Origin of the sequence: Paracoccus marinaquae (genome assembly GCF_018860165.1) — a bacterium.
Lineage (GTDB): Bacteria > Pseudomonadota > Alphaproteobacteria > Rhodobacterales > Rhodobacteraceae > Paracoccus > Paracoccus marinaquae.
The window spans coordinates 199,230-213,169 of sequence record NZ_JAHKNG010000001.1 but is presented as its reverse complement, the minus strand read 5'-3'; the positions used below and the strand labels follow the sequence as shown (position 1 = coordinate 213,169).

The 13,940-nt window shown below is 66.5% G+C and carries 12 protein-coding genes; 5 read left to right on the top strand and 7 right to left on the bottom strand.

Translation table 11 applies throughout. The features are described 5' to 3' along the window. Positions 1–2 precede the first annotated feature (2 nt). Genes KNW02_RS01095 through KNW02_RS01085 form a run of 3 tightly spaced genes read right to left on the bottom strand, consistent with a single transcriptional unit; the run spans position 3 to position 3,341 of the window. Positions 3–1,154 (bottom strand): cytochrome D1 domain-containing protein, encoded by a 1,152-nt coding sequence (locus tag KNW02_RS01095; RefSeq protein ID WP_284438402.1) that lies wholly within the window; start codon positions 1,152–1,154, stop codon positions 3–5. Beyond that, positions 1,154–1,495 (bottom strand): c-type cytochrome, encoded by a 342-nt coding sequence (locus KNW02_RS01090; protein ID WP_216031396.1) that lies wholly within the window; start codon positions 1,493–1,495, stop codon positions 1,154–1,156. Before KNW02_RS01090 ends, KNW02_RS01095 begins: the two co-directional genes overlap by 1 nt. A gap of 55 nt (positions 1,496–1,550) precedes the next feature. Next, positions 1,551–3,341, bottom strand: a complete 1,791-nt coding sequence (locus tag KNW02_RS01085; RefSeq protein ID WP_252733322.1) for a nitrite reductase — start codon at positions 3,339–3,341, stop codon at positions 1,551–1,553. 134 nt (positions 3,342–3,475) lie between these two features. Between KNW02_RS01085 and KNW02_RS01080 the strand changes: the two genes are divergently transcribed. Both KNW02_RS01080 and KNW02_RS01075 read left to right on the top strand, forming a co-directional pair. After that, complete coding sequence (locus KNW02_RS01080; RefSeq protein ID WP_216031395.1) at positions 3,476–5,530, top strand: NosR/NirI family protein; 2,055 nt, start codon at positions 3,476–3,478, stop codon at positions 5,528–5,530. Beyond that, complete coding sequence (locus KNW02_RS01075) at positions 5,527–6,405, top strand: FAD:protein FMN transferase (protein WP_216031394.1); 879 nt, start codon at positions 5,527–5,529, stop codon at positions 6,403–6,405. Before KNW02_RS01080 ends, KNW02_RS01075 begins: the two co-directional genes overlap by 4 nt. Before the next feature lie 35 nt (positions 6,406–6,440). Here the strand turns inward: KNW02_RS01075 and KNW02_RS01070 are convergent, their stop codons facing one another. Both KNW02_RS01070 and KNW02_RS01065 read right to left on the bottom strand, forming a co-directional pair. Beyond that, a complete protein-coding gene (locus KNW02_RS01070) occupies positions 6,441–7,514 on the bottom strand; it encodes a tellurite resistance/C4-dicarboxylate transporter family protein (protein ID WP_216031393.1) in 1,074 nt (357 codons plus the stop codon). Positions 7,515–7,605: 91 nt separating this feature from the next. Next, a complete protein-coding gene (locus KNW02_RS01065) occupies positions 7,606–8,676 on the bottom strand; it encodes a DUF475 domain-containing protein (RefSeq protein WP_216031392.1) in 1,071 nt (356 codons plus the stop codon). 217 nt (positions 8,677–8,893) lie between these two features. Between KNW02_RS01065 and KNW02_RS01060 the strand changes: the two genes are divergently transcribed. The 3 genes from KNW02_RS01060 to KNW02_RS01050 all read left to right on the top strand — a co-directional run bounded on the left by KNW02_RS01060 (position 8,894) and on the right by KNW02_RS01050 (position 12,078). Beyond that, positions 8,894–9,565, top strand: coding sequence for a DUF1045 domain-containing protein (locus KNW02_RS01060; RefSeq protein ID WP_216031391.1), 672 nt, complete (start codon positions 8,894–8,896; stop codon positions 9,563–9,565). Between the two features lie 193 nt (positions 9,566–9,758). After that, positions 9,759–10,994, top strand: a complete 1,236-nt coding sequence (locus KNW02_RS01055) for an aromatic ring-hydroxylating oxygenase subunit alpha (RefSeq protein ID WP_431356725.1) — start codon at positions 9,759–9,761, stop codon at positions 10,992–10,994. Between the two features lie 7 nt (positions 10,995–11,001). After that, complete coding sequence (locus tag KNW02_RS01050) at positions 11,002–12,078, top strand: FAD-binding oxidoreductase (RefSeq protein WP_216031389.1); 1,077 nt, start codon at positions 11,002–11,004, stop codon at positions 12,076–12,078. 6 nt (positions 12,079–12,084) lie between these two features. Here KNW02_RS01050 and murD read toward each other — a convergent pair whose 3' ends face one another. Further along, entirely contained in the window at positions 12,085–13,488 is a 1,404-nt protein-coding gene (gene murD, locus KNW02_RS01045; protein WP_216031388.1) for a UDP-N-acetylmuramoyl-L-alanine--D-glutamate ligase, read from the bottom strand. 92 nt (positions 13,489–13,580) lie between these two features. After that, a complete protein-coding gene (locus tag KNW02_RS21190) occupies positions 13,581–13,940 on the bottom strand; it encodes a DUF8817 family protein (protein WP_216031387.1) in 360 nt (119 codons plus the stop codon).

Here is a 13,940-nt window from a genome sequence, read left to right as displayed (position 1 = left end):
GGCTACAACCCTGTCCTGTGCGCGCGGTCGGTGAAGAAGATGCCCGAGGGCGCGCGCGCCTCGATCTCACCCAGAACCTCGCGGCTGCGGGTATCGCGGATCTCGACCCGGTTCTCGTCGCGGACCGACAGCCAGACCTCGCGCCCGCGGGGCGCGAACTCCATGTGCAGCACACCCTTGCCGGGGGTCAGTGTGTCGGTGACCTGCTGGGTCAGCACGTCCACCACCTGCACCTTGTCGTTGTCGGGCGGGGCGAAATTCACCCAGACCTCGCGCTTGTCGGGCCGGGCCAGCGCAAAGACCGGCTGGCCCGCCAGATCGGTGCGGGCGATCTCGGTCAGGCCCTCGGCATCGACCCACAGAAGCTGGTGCAGTCCCACCGCCGGCAGCGCGAAAACGCCATCCGCCAGTGTCCAGCCCTGCAGATGCGGCATCTTGTAGACCGGCAGGTCGGGCTGGTTCTTGCCGTAATCCGGCAGGAAGCGGGTCACCTGCGGCGGGTCCTGCCACAGATCAATGGCGGTCAGCCCCTTCTCGCCGAACAACCCGACGATATAGGTGCGCCCGTCGCCGGTCAGCAGCGCGTCATAGGGATTGGCGCCGATCCCTTCCAGCCGGGTGATGACGGGCTGCGCCGGGTCCTGCGAATGGTCGAGGATCCAGACCTCGCCCGTGTCCCATGTGGCCACCGCGAAACGGCTGCCCGGCACATCGGCGATGCCCACGGTCTTCGAACCCATCGGCACATCCGCGACCAGGTCCAGCGTCTCCGCGTCGAAGACCTTGACCCCGCCGGGCTCGTAATTGGCCACCGCGATCAGGCGGCCGTCATCCGAGATCGCGCCGCCGATGGAATTGCCGCCCTGCACGACGCGCCTGACGATGGCCCGGGTCAGGATATCGACCTTGGTCAGCCCGCCGTCGCGGCCGAAGACATAGGCGAAGCGTTCGTCGGGGGAATAGACGAGGCTTGCGTGGGACAGGTCACCCAGGCCTTCGATCCGGCCGATGGCGGCGCGTTCGCTGCGGTCCACGACCAGCAGCGATCCGGCCTCGCGCTCGACGATCAGACCCAGGTCGCCGGTGCCGCGCAGATCCTCGGCGGCCGCGGCGGGAAGGGCGGCCAGAACGGTCAGGGCGAGAACCTTCAGCATCATTCGCTCTCCGTCAGCAGATAATCGGCAATCCAGCGCGCCTCTTCCTCGGTCAGCAGAGGCCGCCAGCCGGGCATCGCGGTGCCGGGCATTCCGTCAAGAATCACATCCATGAGGTCAACCGGATCGCGCCCGGCCAGCGCCTCCGAGGTGATCGCGCGGCCAAGGCCGCCGGTCAGTCTCAGCCCATGGCATGACCCGCAATCCTGCCTGACCATGTGGCGCAGTTCGGCCTGACGCTCGGGCAATGGCGATCCGGCATCGGCCGCACCTGCCACCAGCAGAAGCAGGGCCACGGCCCTTCCGGCCCGCAAGACTGTTCGGATCAGGGACAATTCCATGTGCAAGCTGCGCCTCGGGGCGGGCATGATGGTCGCCCGCCCCGTGGCATCTGCATCAGTAGGTGTCGGTCTTGGTGTTGTAGACGTTGAACTTGCCGGTCGGCGTCACCAGGCGCTCATCCTTGATGACATGCTTCAGTTCCAGCGTCTTGTCGTCCACCACGACGATGGCCGATTCCTGGTCCTTGCCGTTCCAGACCGAGAACCAGACCTCGGTGCCCTCCTTGTTGAACTCGCCCTGCACCACGCGCGGCTGGCCTTCGGCAATGCCGGCCCATTCCGCGATGGGAAGCGTGATGAATTCCGGATCCGTCTCGGGATCGGGCAGCGTGGTGGTGTCGAAGACCGCGATCGAGCCCGAGGTTTCGGCATCGGGGTTCAGCGTAGCATCCACATAGAGATATTTCGAGTTGGGATGCGTCTTCACGAACAGCGAGCCGCCGCCAAGCGCCGGGAAGGTATCGACGATCTTCCAGGCGTTGTCCGGATGCCCCTCGGGGTCGGTGCCGATCAGCGCCACGGATTCGTCGCCCAGGTGCGAGGTCGCCCAGACCGGGCCAAGCGTCGGGTGCACGAAGTTCGCGCCGCGCCCCGGATGCGGGGTCTGGCCGCCGGTATCCTCGATCGAGACCAGCTTGCCTTCCTTCGTGTCGATCACCACCAGCTTGTTGCGGGCGTTCGCCGCGGTGATGAAATAGCGCTTGGTGCTGTCCAGACCGCCGTCGTGAAGGAAGCGTTCGGCCTCGATCTCGGTGGTCTTGAGGTTCTTCAGGTCGGTATAGTCGACCAGCAGGATCTTGCCCGTCTCCTTCACGTTGACGATGAATTCCGGCCGGTAGTGGCTGGCCAGGATCGCCGCGACCCGCGGTTCGGGGTGGTACTGCTGCTCGTCATACAGCATGCCGCGGGTGGACTTGATCTTCAGCGGCTCCAGCGTCTCGCCGTCCATGATGACATATTGCGGCGGCCAGTAGGCGCCGGCGATGGCGTATTTGTCCTCCCAGCCCTCCATCTTCGAGGTCTCGATCGAGCGCGCCTCGGAGCCGATCTTGATCTCGGCGACGGTATCGGGTTCCGCCATCCACAGGTCGATCATGTTGATCTTGGCATCGCGACCGATCACGAAGAGGTAGCGGCCCGAGGCCGACATGCGGCTGATATGCACCGCATAGCCGGTATCCAGCACCGACTTGATTTCATAGCTGGTGCCGTCGATCAGGGCAATCTGGCCCGCGTCGCGCAGCGTCACGCTGAACAGGTTGTCCAGATCCCAGTCGTTTTCCTGCTGCGTCGGCCGGTCCTCGGGCGGGACATGCACCACCCAGCTTTCGCGCATTTCGCTCATGCCGAATTCCGGCGGGGCTGCCGGATCCTGCAGCAGGTAGTTGGCCATCAGATCGACCTGCTCGGGCGTCAACTCGCCCGAGGTGCCCCAGTTCGGCATCCCGGCGGGCGAGCCGTAGGTGATGAAGCTCTGCAGGTATTCAAAGCCCAACTCGCGGGTCAGATCCGGGGTCAGCGCCTTGCCGGTCGCGCCGTTGCGCAACACGCCGTGGCAGCCGGCGCAGCGCTCGAAATAGATCTTGTTGGCCTCGTTATACTGCTCGTCGGTCATGGCGACGACGCCCTCGGGCGCACCGGGGGCAGTCACATCCTCCTCGGCCAGCACGTCCAGCGAGGGCTCGTACTTGTTTTCGGACTTCGACTCATGGTCTTCCAGCGCGGCCTTGGCCTCGTCGCTGAGCGCCGGCTGTTCCTGAGCCGCCGCGGCAAGCGGCCCGAGGCATAGCGCCAATGCCGATGCCGCCAGCAGGCGCCTGGTTGTCACGGATGTCGTCTTGCTCATCTGGCTATCCTATCGGCTAGATCGCGTCCCGTACCCTTATTGAACAAGATTCGCGCCGCTGACTTTGACTTTGATCAAAGATGTCCCGCATTGTTTGCGAGATGAGCATAGGGCACACATGGAATCGGATCACGATGCCCAGCGATATCCCAGAAGCGCGGCACCGGCTGCTTGGTTGGCTTGTCCTGCCGCTTGTTTGGGTTTGTCTTGCCGCAAGCACCCTGGCCGCCCCACTGCCCCCCGATCCGGCAACCGCGCAGGCACTGTTTGCCGAGGACGGCCCCGTTGCCCTGGAACGCGTCGAGACACCGGTGCCCGGCTGGCGGGCCACGCAAGCCGGGCAGCCGCTGGGGTTGGTCGGCTCGACCTGGGAAATCGGGACCACGACGGGCTATTCCGGCAAGCCGCTGGACGTGCTGGTCGCGGTGACGCCCGAGGGGGTCATCGCCGGCGCCAAACTGGTGCAGCAGACCGAGCCAGTGCTGAGCCTCGGGATATCCGAGGCCGATATCGCCGCCTATGTCGAGGCGTTCCGGGGCACCGACCTGATGCGCGATTATGCGGCGCTTGGCGCCGATCCCGACCTGCCCGACGTGATCTCGCGCGCCACCGTGTCGACCGGGGTCATCCGTGACGGCATCCTGCGCAGCGGGCGGGTGCTGGCGCAGGCGCAGGGGCTTGGCGGCGGCGGCATCGACCGGGTCGGCTATCAGCCCGCGACCTGGGGCGAGTTGCTGGCGCAGGGCGCCTTTGGCCACAGCACGATCACCATGGCGGATGCCGCCCGTGCACTTGCCGACGCCAAGGTTCCGATCCAACCCTCGGAGGCGCCGTTTCTGGACATCTATGCCGGGCTGATCGACCCGCCGACGATCGGCCGCAACCTGCTGGGGGCGCAGCTGTTCACCACGGTGACCGGGGCGCTGCAACCCGATGAGGCGCTGGTCGCGGTCATGTCGCGCGGCGTCCAGAGCCCGCGCGGAACCGAATGGCGCCGCTCGGGGCAGTTCGAGCGGATCGGCTTTCAGCAGGATACCAGCCTGATCCGGCCAGCCACCGACGATTTCACCATGGTCGAAAAGCTTGCGCTGCCGGATGTGCCGGAGTTCAAGGAAATCAGTCTGTTCCGGATCAGCACCGACCCGGCCACCGGCGGCATCGACCCGCAAAGGCCCTTCGACCTGATCGTCACCGCGACCCGCGCGGCCACGAATGGCGGCGAGGCGTCACTGCCCGTTCGGACCACCATCTCGCTGCCCGAAACCTATATCCTCGCCGACACGGCACCGGTTCCGCTGTGGCAGGAATTCTGGATGCGCAAGATCCCCGGCATCGTCATCGTCGGGCTGATGCTGTTCGTTCTGGCCCTGATCCTGTTCGGGCAGGAGGCACTGGTCCGCAGGCCCAAGCTGTGGTTCCGCGTCCGGCTGGGCTTCCTGCTGACCACGCTGCTCGTTCTGGGCTGGGGGTTGAACGGCCAGCTTTCGGTGGTGCAGGTGGTGGCCTTCCTGAATTCGCTGTTGTCGGGATTCCGCTGGGAAACCTTCCTGATCGAGCCGATCATCTTCCTGATCTGGTCCACCGTGGCCCTGGGCCTGCTGTTCTGGGGGCGCGGCGTGTTCTGCGGCTGGCTCTGTCCTTTCGGCGCCTTGCAGGAGCTGATGAACATCGCCGCGCAACGCCTGGGCGTGCGGCAGATCGCGGTGCCGCAGGCGCTGCATGAACGGCTGTGGGTGATCAAGTACACGCTGTTCGTGGCCATCGTCGCGCTGAGCTTCTACAGCATGGAGCAGGCGCTGATCCTGGCCGAGGTCGAGCCCTTCAAGACGGCGATCTCCATGCGCTTCATGCGCGCCTGGCCCTTCGTTCTGTTCGTCGTGGCGGTGCTTGGGGCGGGACTGTTCATCGAGCGGTTCTATTGCCGCTATCTCTGCCCGCTGGGGGCGGGGCTCGCGATCCCGGCCAAGCTGAAGATCTTCGACTGGCTGAAGCGTCGCCCGCAATGCGGCCGCGAATGCCGGTTGTGCGAGACGAAATGCACCGTCGGCGCCATCGACCCGCTTGGCCGGATCAACCCGAATGAATGCGTTCTCTGCCTGCGCTGCCAGGTGGTGATGAACGATCCGCAGACCTGCCCGGTGCTGAAACGCCGGGCCCGAAGCGCCCCGGCGCAACCGGAGGTCACATGAACCGCCGCCGCTTCCTGATCCTGACCGCCTGCGCCGCCGCCCTGCCGCGCGCGGGACTGGCGGCGACGGATGAATGGCGCAGCCGGGCCATGGGCGCGGATGTGACCCTGCGCCTGCAAGGCGCCTCGGCGGTGCAGGCCCGGGCCTTCTTCGCCGAGGCGGCGCGTGTGCTGGCCCATGTCGAAAGCCTGTTCTCGCTGCATCGCGCCTCCGACCTCCAGCGGCTGAACCGGATCGGCGGGCTGCGCTTTCCCGCAGACGGGATGATCGAACTTCTGGCGCTGTCGGATCGGCTGCACCGGATCACCGGCGGCGTGTTCGATCCGACCATCCAGCCGCTCTGGCTGGCACGCGCCGGGGGAACGGATGAAAGCCGCGCCGTGACCGGCTGGCAGGGCGTGAGCTGGTCGGACCGCGAGGTTTCGCTGGCGCGTCCGGGCATGGCACTGACCTTCAACGGCATCGCCCAGGGATGGGCCGCGGACCAGCTGGCCGCCGCCGCCGCGCGCCACGACCTGACCGACCTGCTGATCGACACCGGCGAGGTTCGCGCCCTTGGCAGCCATGGCTGGCGGGCGGAACTCGCCGATGCCCGCGGGCGCGTCCACCAGCGCCTGATCCTGTCCGCGCGGGCGCTGGCGACCTCCTCGCCTTCCGCCACCCGGATCGGCCCGCGGCAGATGCCGCATATCATGGCCCACGACGACCGCCCGCCCCTGTGGGACACGATCTCGGTCAGCGCGCCGCAGGCCGCACTGGCCGACGGCCTGTCCACGGCGCTGTGCCTGATGACGCCGGAAGAAGCCGTGCGGGCCATGGCACAATTGCCGGAATGCCGGATCGAGCTGCAAATCCCTGCGGGCGTGCCCGGCTGATCTTACCCGAACGGGCAAGGGCTGCCCGGCACTTTTCAGGCCGCGCCTTGCGGCCGCAACAGGTTCACGAGATAGGCTAGGAACGCGACCGTCCAGACGATCAGCGCGATGACGGAAAAGGTCCGGGTCAGCGGGTCGAGAAAATGGAACTCCAGCGCGAGGGCCATCTGATGGGTCGAGACCGCATACATGCCAAGCGGAAAGACCGCCCCCCAGTACAGCGGATCATAGCGCAGCGGAAAGCGCATATAGACATGCCGCCAGACCCCGAGGATCAGCAGCATCGGGATCCACCAGGTTCCGGTCGCCCAGTAGAACACCGTGAAGCCCTTCATGAAGGGAACGATCGAATGCAGGAACGGGGCGTCCTGCGAATTCCGGATCAGCAGCGCCCCGGCCAGGGTCGAAATCGCCATCGCCCCCATGTTGATCCAGTAGGGCGGTGACAGATCGCCCGGCGAGAACCGGAAAAACGCATAGCGATAGAAGATCAGCGACATCAACCAGATGTAGAGCATGCCGCCCCACAACCACATCGACAGCGCCAGAAAGTTCAGGTCCAGCCGATAGGGTTGCGGCAGCTGAACGGCCAGCAGCGTGGACAGCACGGCAATGGATTGCGTCGCCACCACCGCCAGCAACCAGGCCCCGCTGATTCCCTGATCCAGCGGCGGCTTGACCTGCTTGATCGTGAGGGCGGTGAAGATCGTGTAGGTCAGGCCGAACCACAGAAAGGCGGCAACGCCCCACAAAACGAAAGCGGCGGCCGGGCGGTCCGCCAGCAGCACGAACTCGCTGCCCAGCACGCTGGAGGCCGCGACCATGGTGAAGAAGCCGGGTCCGCGGAGATGATCGAACATATCCGCCAGCAGCCGCGCGCGATGCCGCAGAAGGCGCATGAGCGTCAGCCCCCACAGCACGACATAGGCAATGCCCGCAACGGCGAACAACGCCACCGCGACGCCCCGCAGCCCGATCTGGTCGGCCGCCAGCGAAACGATCCCGGTTGCCATGACCATCGCGAAATAGGCCGGGGACAGCCGGCTGACATCGGGGCGCAGCAGCCTGCCGCTGAGGGAGTCCCGGGTTGGCGTGTCGGCGCCGGGCATGGGCCAATGTTCCAGTTCTGCCGCTGATGGGCCTTTATGGGCCGGCCAAGGAGGCCGCCGCAAGCAGTCTCTGGCCGGCGTCTCGTCGGGATCAGGACCCGTGTTCGCCGCCCTGCCCGTGATGGCGGCGGTTCCACAGCACCGAACTGACAAAGGCCGTGGCGATGAAGCAGGCCCCCAGAAGCCCGGTCACCACCTCGGGCAGATGCCACATGGTCTGGCCGAACATGATGATCGACAGCACGAGGATCGACCAGAAGGCACCATGCTCCAGATAACGGAACTCGGCCAGCGTGCCGCGCTCGACCAGCATCACGGTCATGGCGCGCACATACATCGCGCCGATGCCAAGGCCGATGGCGATCAGGAACAGGTTCTGGGTCAGCGCGAAGGCCCCGATCACCCCGTCAAAGCTGAACGAGGCGTCCAGAACCTCGAGATACAGGAACGCCCCCAGCCCGGCCTGTGCCGTGCCCCGGGCGGCGCTGCCCTGCCTCTCGCCCCAGCGGTCCAGCACATGCCCCAGGGCATCGACCGCAAGGAAGGTGACGATCCCCCACATGCCGCTGAACATGAACAGCTTTTCGTCGCGCACCGGCAGCAGCCAGACGAAGACGAGGATCAGGACCAGAACGAACCCGACCTCCATTCCCCGGACCGATCCGCAGGACCGCAATGCGCGTTCCAGCCGGCCGATCCAATGCACCTCCTTCGACTGGTCGAAGAAGAAGGTCAGCGCGACCAGCATCAGGAACGAGCCACCGAAAGCCGCGATGGGCAGATGCGCCCCCCGGATCAGTTCGGCATATTCGGCCGGGCGGGTCGCGGCCAGTTCGATCGCCTGCCACGGCCCGATCCGGGCGGCGATGACGACGATCAGCAGGGGAAAGATAACCCGCATCCCGAAGACCGCGATCAGGATGCCCCAGGTCAGAAAGCGCCGCTGCCAGACGGGCGACATCTCTTTCAGCTTGTTGGCATTGACGATGGCATTGTCGAAGCTGAGCGAGATTTCCAGCACCGCCAGCACCGCCGCGATCACCAGAAACGAGATCGCGCCCGCACTCGTCCCCGAGAACCTCCACCCCAGGGCGCCAGCCAGGGCGACGCCCAGAACCGTCACGATCAGCGGCCATCGAAAGTAGGAGGCGGTCGAGCGCATCGGTTAAAGCCTTTCGTTGGACTGCACCCTGATAGGACGGCAGGGTCACGTCAGCAAGGCCGGGCTGGCACCGCCCTGCCGTGGGCGATGCGATCGGATCAAGCCCCTTTGACGGGATATGGCCATCGCCCGGGCGATCGGGCAGGATCGGCCGCAAACGGGCAGGACCGGACCCGGCGCGAAGTCCCTCCGGTGTACCCCCCCAGCGAGGTCAGACATGGGCGAATGGCGCCGCTACGCGATCTACTACACCGCGACCGGGCCGCTGGCCGAATTCGGTGCGGTCTGGCTGGGCTGGGACATCGCCAGGTCTAGGGCTTTCGAGGTCAGGCCGGCGCGGATCGAGGCGCTGACGCGGTCGCCGCGTCGCTACGGCTTTCACGCCACGCTGAAGCCGCCGTTCCGGCTGGCCCCGGACAGCAGCGAAGCCGCCCTTCTGGCGGATCTGCGTGATCTGGCCGCGGCTCTTGAACCCGTCTCGCTGCAGGGCGGACTGCAACTGGCCCTGCTGGACGGCTTTCCGGCCCTGGTTCCATCCGCGCCCGCCCCCGGCCTGCACGACCTCGCGGCGCGGATCGTCCGCGATCTGGACCAGCATCGCGCGCCCCCGACGCCCGAGGAACGCGCCCGCCGCGCCCCTGAACGGCTGACCGCGGCACAGCGCGCGCTGCTGGATCGCTGGGGCTATCCTTGGGTGATGGACCAGTTCCGCTTTCACATGACGCTGGGCGACCGGATGACCGCCCCCGAGGCCGAGATTCTTCTGGCGACGCTGGCGCCGGAACTGGCGCCGCTGCTGCCCGACCCGCATCCGGTCGATGCGATCACGCTGGCCGGCGAGGATGAGGCTGGCAGCTTTCATCAGATCGCGCGCGTTCCGCTGGGCTGATTCGGCCCCGCCGCCGGGGACCGGCACAGGACAGATAGCTGTGGCAGCAATGCCAGTCCCTGCGGTTTTGCTCATGGCACGGTGGCGGATGTCTGAAACCGAGGATGCGAGGTCGCAATTCATCCGTTTCGGCGCGGCGGCACGGGTAGGCTGGCCGGGAACCCCAACCCGCGCCAACGATTACAGGTGCCAGATGACCCAGATGAGCCTTTCGACCGCCGAACTGATCGCCCAACGCCAGCCCGGCCATTCGCTGCCCCGCGATCTCTATTGCAACCAGCAGACCCTGCACGACGATCTGGAACAGATCTGGTACCGGGAATGGGTCTTCGCGGTCCCGGCCTGCGAGATCCCCAAGGCCGGCAATTTCGCCACCCTGCAACTGGGCGCCTTTCCGGTCATCATCGTGCGGGGCGGCGATGGCCGCATCCGCGCCTTCCACAATGTCTGCCGCCATCGCGGCCAGCGGCTGTGCGCCAAGGCCTCGGGCAGCAACCCTAAGCTGGTCTGCCCCTACCACCAGTGGACCTACGATCTGGACGGCAGGCTGCTTTATGCGCGCGACATGGGCGAAGGGTTCGACGCCTCGAAATACGGGCTGAAGCCGGTCCATTGCATCGACCTGGGCGGGATGGTCTTCATCTGCGTCGCCAAGGTGCCGCCCGCGGTCAACGAGCTTGCCCAGAACCTGATGCGCTATCTCGCCCCCAGCGGGCTGAGCGACGCGAAGATCGCCCACAGCTCGACCATCGTCGAGAAGGGCAACTGGAAGCTGGTGATGGAGAACAACCGCGAATGCTATCACTGCGGCGGTGCGCATCCCGAACTGTGCCGGACCTATTCCGACGATCCGCTGATGACGGTGATGGAAGGACCGCATTCCGCCAGCAACGAGATCCTGACCCATTGGGACCGCTGCGACGCGGCGGGCCTGCCGGCGCGGTTCGTGAACGCCCCCGACATGCAGTGGCGGATGGCGCGTGCGCCGCTGATGGACAATCAGGAAAGCTTTACCATGTCGGGCAAGGCGGCGGTGATGCAGCGCATGGGCTCGATCCCGTGGAACGACGCCGGCAGCCTGATGTTCTACCACTTCCCGTCAAGCTGGAACCATTTCCTGCCCGATCACGCGATCGTCTTCCGCATTCTGCCGATCAGCCCCACCGAGACCGAGGTCACCACGAAATGGCTGGTCCACAAGGACGCGGTCGAGGGCCGCGACTACGATCTGGCCAAGCTGACCGAGGTCTGGCTGGCCACCAATGACGAGGATCGCCGCGTGGTCGAGGAAAATCAGGCCGGCATCCTGTCGCCCGCCTATGAGCCCGGCCCCTATTCGCCGCGGCAGGAGGCCGGGGTGATCCATCTGGTCGACTGGTACTGCGCCACCATGGCCAGCCGGCTGGGACTGCAAAGCGCGGCGGAGTAGCACGGCGATGAAGAAGCAGCGACTGAACTGGAACGCCGAGCCCTGGGACGATTCCGAGATGCTGGAATGCACCCAGATCGTGCCCGAGACCGCCGATACCTGGACCTTCACCTTCCGCGCGCCCTCGGGCGCGTGGTTCGACTATGAGCCGGGGCAGTTCGTCACGCTGGACCTGCCGGTGCCGGGCGGCAACGTGCAGCGGACCTATACGCTGTCCTCCTCGTCCTCGCGGCCGCTGTCGATCTCGGTCACGGCCAAGGCGCAATCGACCTCGGTCGCCACGCGCTGGATGATGGATCACCTGAAGCCGGGGATGCGGATCCGGGCCTATGGACCGTCGGGGATCTTCAGCTTCCACCGCCATCCGGCGAAGAAATACCTGTTCATCTCGGCCGGCTCGGGGATCACGCCGATGATGTCGATGACGACATGGGCCTGGGATTCGGGCAAAATGCCGGACATCATCTTCGTCCATGCCGCCCGCCGCCCCTCGGACATCATCTTCCGCGAACGGATGCAGCAGATGGCCAGCCGCCTGCCCGGTCTGCAGCTGCGCCTGACAGTCGAGGAGCCCGAGCCGTTCAAGGCCTGGGCGGGCTATCAGGGCCGGCTCAGCCAGATCATGCTGGGTCTGATGGCACCCGACTACCTCGAGCGCGAGGTGTTCTGCTGCGGCCCCGAGCCCTTCATGCAATCGGTCCGCGACATGCTGATCTCGCTCGGCTACGACATGGACCGCTATCATCAGGAAAGCTTCGGTGCGCCGGTGGCGAACGAGGCCGAGGCGCCGGTGATCGAGGATGTCATCCCCGACGAGGAGGCGAAGGCCCAGATCCGCTTTGTCGGCAGCGATGTCGTGGCCGGCTGCGCCGAGACCGACACCGTGCTGGCCGTCGCCAAGCGCGCGGGGCTGAACATCCCCTCCGGCTGCACCTTCGGCCTGTGCGGCACCTGCAAGGTCAGGAAGCTGTCGGGCGAGGTGCATATGGTCCATAACGGCGGCATCACCGATGAGGACATCGAGGAGGGCTGGATCCTCGCCTGCTGCTCGAACCCGTTGGGCCGGGTTGAGATCGACATCTGAGCCGGCTCAACGCCCCTGCAGGGCCTCGACCAGCGCGGTGAAATGCTCGCCGCGCTTCTCGAAATTGGGATACTGGTCGAAGCTGGCGGCGGCCGGGGCCAGCAGGACGGTATCGCCCGCCTCGGCCTCGGCCGCGGCCCGCGTCACCGCCTGTTCCATGGTCTCGGAGATCTCATGGGGGATCTGGCCGATCTCCAGCGCGAAATCGCGCGCGGAATGGCCGATCAGATAGGCCTTGCTCACCTGCCCCAGATGCGGCAGCAGCCCGGCGATCCCGCCCTCCTTGGCCAGCCCGCCGGCGATCCAGCGGATCCGGGGGAACGCCTGCAGCGCCTTGGCCGCGGCGTCGACATTGGTGGCCTTGGAATCGTTGACGAAGCGGACGCCGCCGATCTCGGCCACCAACTGGCTGCGATGCGGCAGGCCGGCAAAGCTGTGAAACGCCGCCTCGATCTCGCGCGGGGCCAGCCCGACGGCGCGACAGGCGGCATAGGCCGCGCAGGCGTTCTGGTGGTTATGCGCGCCGGGCAGACCCTTGACCCCGCGCAGGTCGATCGAGGCCGCCTGCCGCCCCTTGCGGTACTCGGCCAGAAAGCCCTTGCGGGCAAAGACCGACCAGCCCGGCCCGTCCAGCTTCTGTCCGGCCGAGACGCGGATCACCCGGTCGTCGGCGGGCGCCATGGACATCTGCCCGGCCAGATATAGCCCCTCGGCCTCGTCGACGCCGATCACGGCGCGATCCGGCCCGCCTTCCGCAAACAGCCGCCGCTTGGCCGCGAAATAGCCGCCCAACCCGCCATGCCGGTCCAGATGATCGGGCGACAGATTGGTGAAGACGGCGACATCGGGGGTCAGCGCGCGGGCCAGATCGGTCTGATAGCTGGACAGTTCCAGCACCACCACCTCGCCGTCATGCGCGGGCTCCAGCGACAGAACGCCGGTGCCGATATTTCCGCCCATCTGCGTCGGCCGTCCGCATTCCCGCAGGATGTGATGGATCAGCGCCGTGGTGGTGGACTTGCCGTTCGATCCGGTCACCGCGATCACCCGCGGCATGCGGTCGAACCCCTCCCAGTCGGCGGTCGCATAGCTGCGGAAGAACAGCCCGATATCGTTGTCGACCGGCACGCCGAGGGCATAGGCCCTGGCGATCACCGGATGCGGCCTGGGGTAAAGATGCGGGATGCCGGGCGAGGTGATCAGGGCGGTGACCCCCTCCCAGGCGCCGTCACGGGTCAGATCGACGATGCGCATGCCCTCGGCCTCGGCGCTGGCGCGGGTGTCGTTGCCGTCATCCCAGGCGATCACATGCGCGCCGCCTGCCGCCAGCGCGGCAGCGGTGGCCTTGCCCGACCGGCCAAGTCCCAGAACGGCAATGGTCTGATCTTCGACGCCTTGAACCGGGATCATCGGTCGCACCCTTTCCTGTTGCCGGGATCAACCCCGGGGATTCGCCCGGATATTTCAGCCAAACCGCAGCGCGGTGCAAGCCGGCGCCCGGCTCAGGGGCCGAGGCAGCGGATCAGGCTGCCATCCGGGTCGATCAGCGCGAACATGCGCAGATCGTCGGTCACCCGGCTGATGCCGGTCAGGCAGGGCCTGCCCCGCGCGGGCAGGTTCAGTTCGGCGAACTCGGCGGCCAGTCCTTCAAGGTCTTCGGTGCGGAAACAGGCGCTGAACCAGCTGCCGCCCGGATCGAGGTCGGGATGAGGAAAAAACTCGAGCTGCGCCTCGCCGCGCTTCAGGATCATCCAGTTGTCGTCCCGGTAGGCGCGGGCAAAGCCCAGCCGGGCGTAAAAATCCTCGGTCGCGTCGAAGGCGCGGCTGGGCAGGTTGGCGGTGACGGTCAGCGGCAGGGCCAT

Excerpts from the sequence above, each read along its gene's own strand:
- KNW02_RS01095 (WP_284438402.1), bottom strand. The coding sequence starts at position 1,154 with ATGCTGAAGGTTCTCGCCCTGACCGTTCTGGCCGCCCTTCCCGCCGCG.
- KNW02_RS01090 (WP_216031396.1), bottom strand. The coding sequence starts at position 1,495 with ATGGAATTGTCCCTGATCCGAACAGTCTTGCGGGCCGGAAGGGCCGTG.
- KNW02_RS01085 (WP_252733322.1), bottom strand. The coding sequence starts at position 3,341 with ATGAGCAAGACGACATCCGTGACAACCAGGCGCCTGCTGGCGGCATCG.
- KNW02_RS01080 (WP_216031395.1), top strand. The coding sequence starts at position 3,476 with ATGCCCAGCGATATCCCAGAAGCGCGGCACCGGCTGCTTGGTTGGCTT.
- KNW02_RS01075 (WP_216031394.1), top strand. The coding sequence starts at position 5,527 with ATGAACCGCCGCCGCTTCCTGATCCTGACCGCCTGCGCCGCCGCCCTG.
- KNW02_RS01070 (WP_216031393.1), bottom strand. The coding sequence starts at position 7,514 with ATGCCCGGCGCCGACACGCCAACCCGGGACTCCCTCAGCGGCAGGCTG.
- KNW02_RS01065 (WP_216031392.1), bottom strand. The coding sequence starts at position 8,676 with ATGCGCTCGACCGCCTCCTACTTTCGATGGCCGCTGATCGTGACGGTT.
- KNW02_RS01060 (WP_216031391.1), top strand. The coding sequence starts at position 8,894 with ATGGGCGAATGGCGCCGCTACGCGATCTACTACACCGCGACCGGGCCG.
- KNW02_RS01055 (WP_431356725.1), top strand. The coding sequence starts at position 9,759 with ATGACCCAGATGAGCCTTTCGACCGCCGAACTGATCGCCCAACGCCAG.
- KNW02_RS01050 (WP_216031389.1), top strand. The coding sequence starts at position 11,002 with ATGAAGAAGCAGCGACTGAACTGGAACGCCGAGCCCTGGGACGATTCC.
- murD (WP_216031388.1), bottom strand. The coding sequence starts at position 13,488 with ATGATCCCGGTTCAAGGCGTCGAAGATCAGACCATTGCCGTTCTGGGA.
- KNW02_RS21190 (WP_216031387.1), bottom strand. The coding sequence starts at position 13,940 with ATGGCCCTGCCGCTGACCGTCACCGCCAACCTGCCCAGCCGCGCCTTC.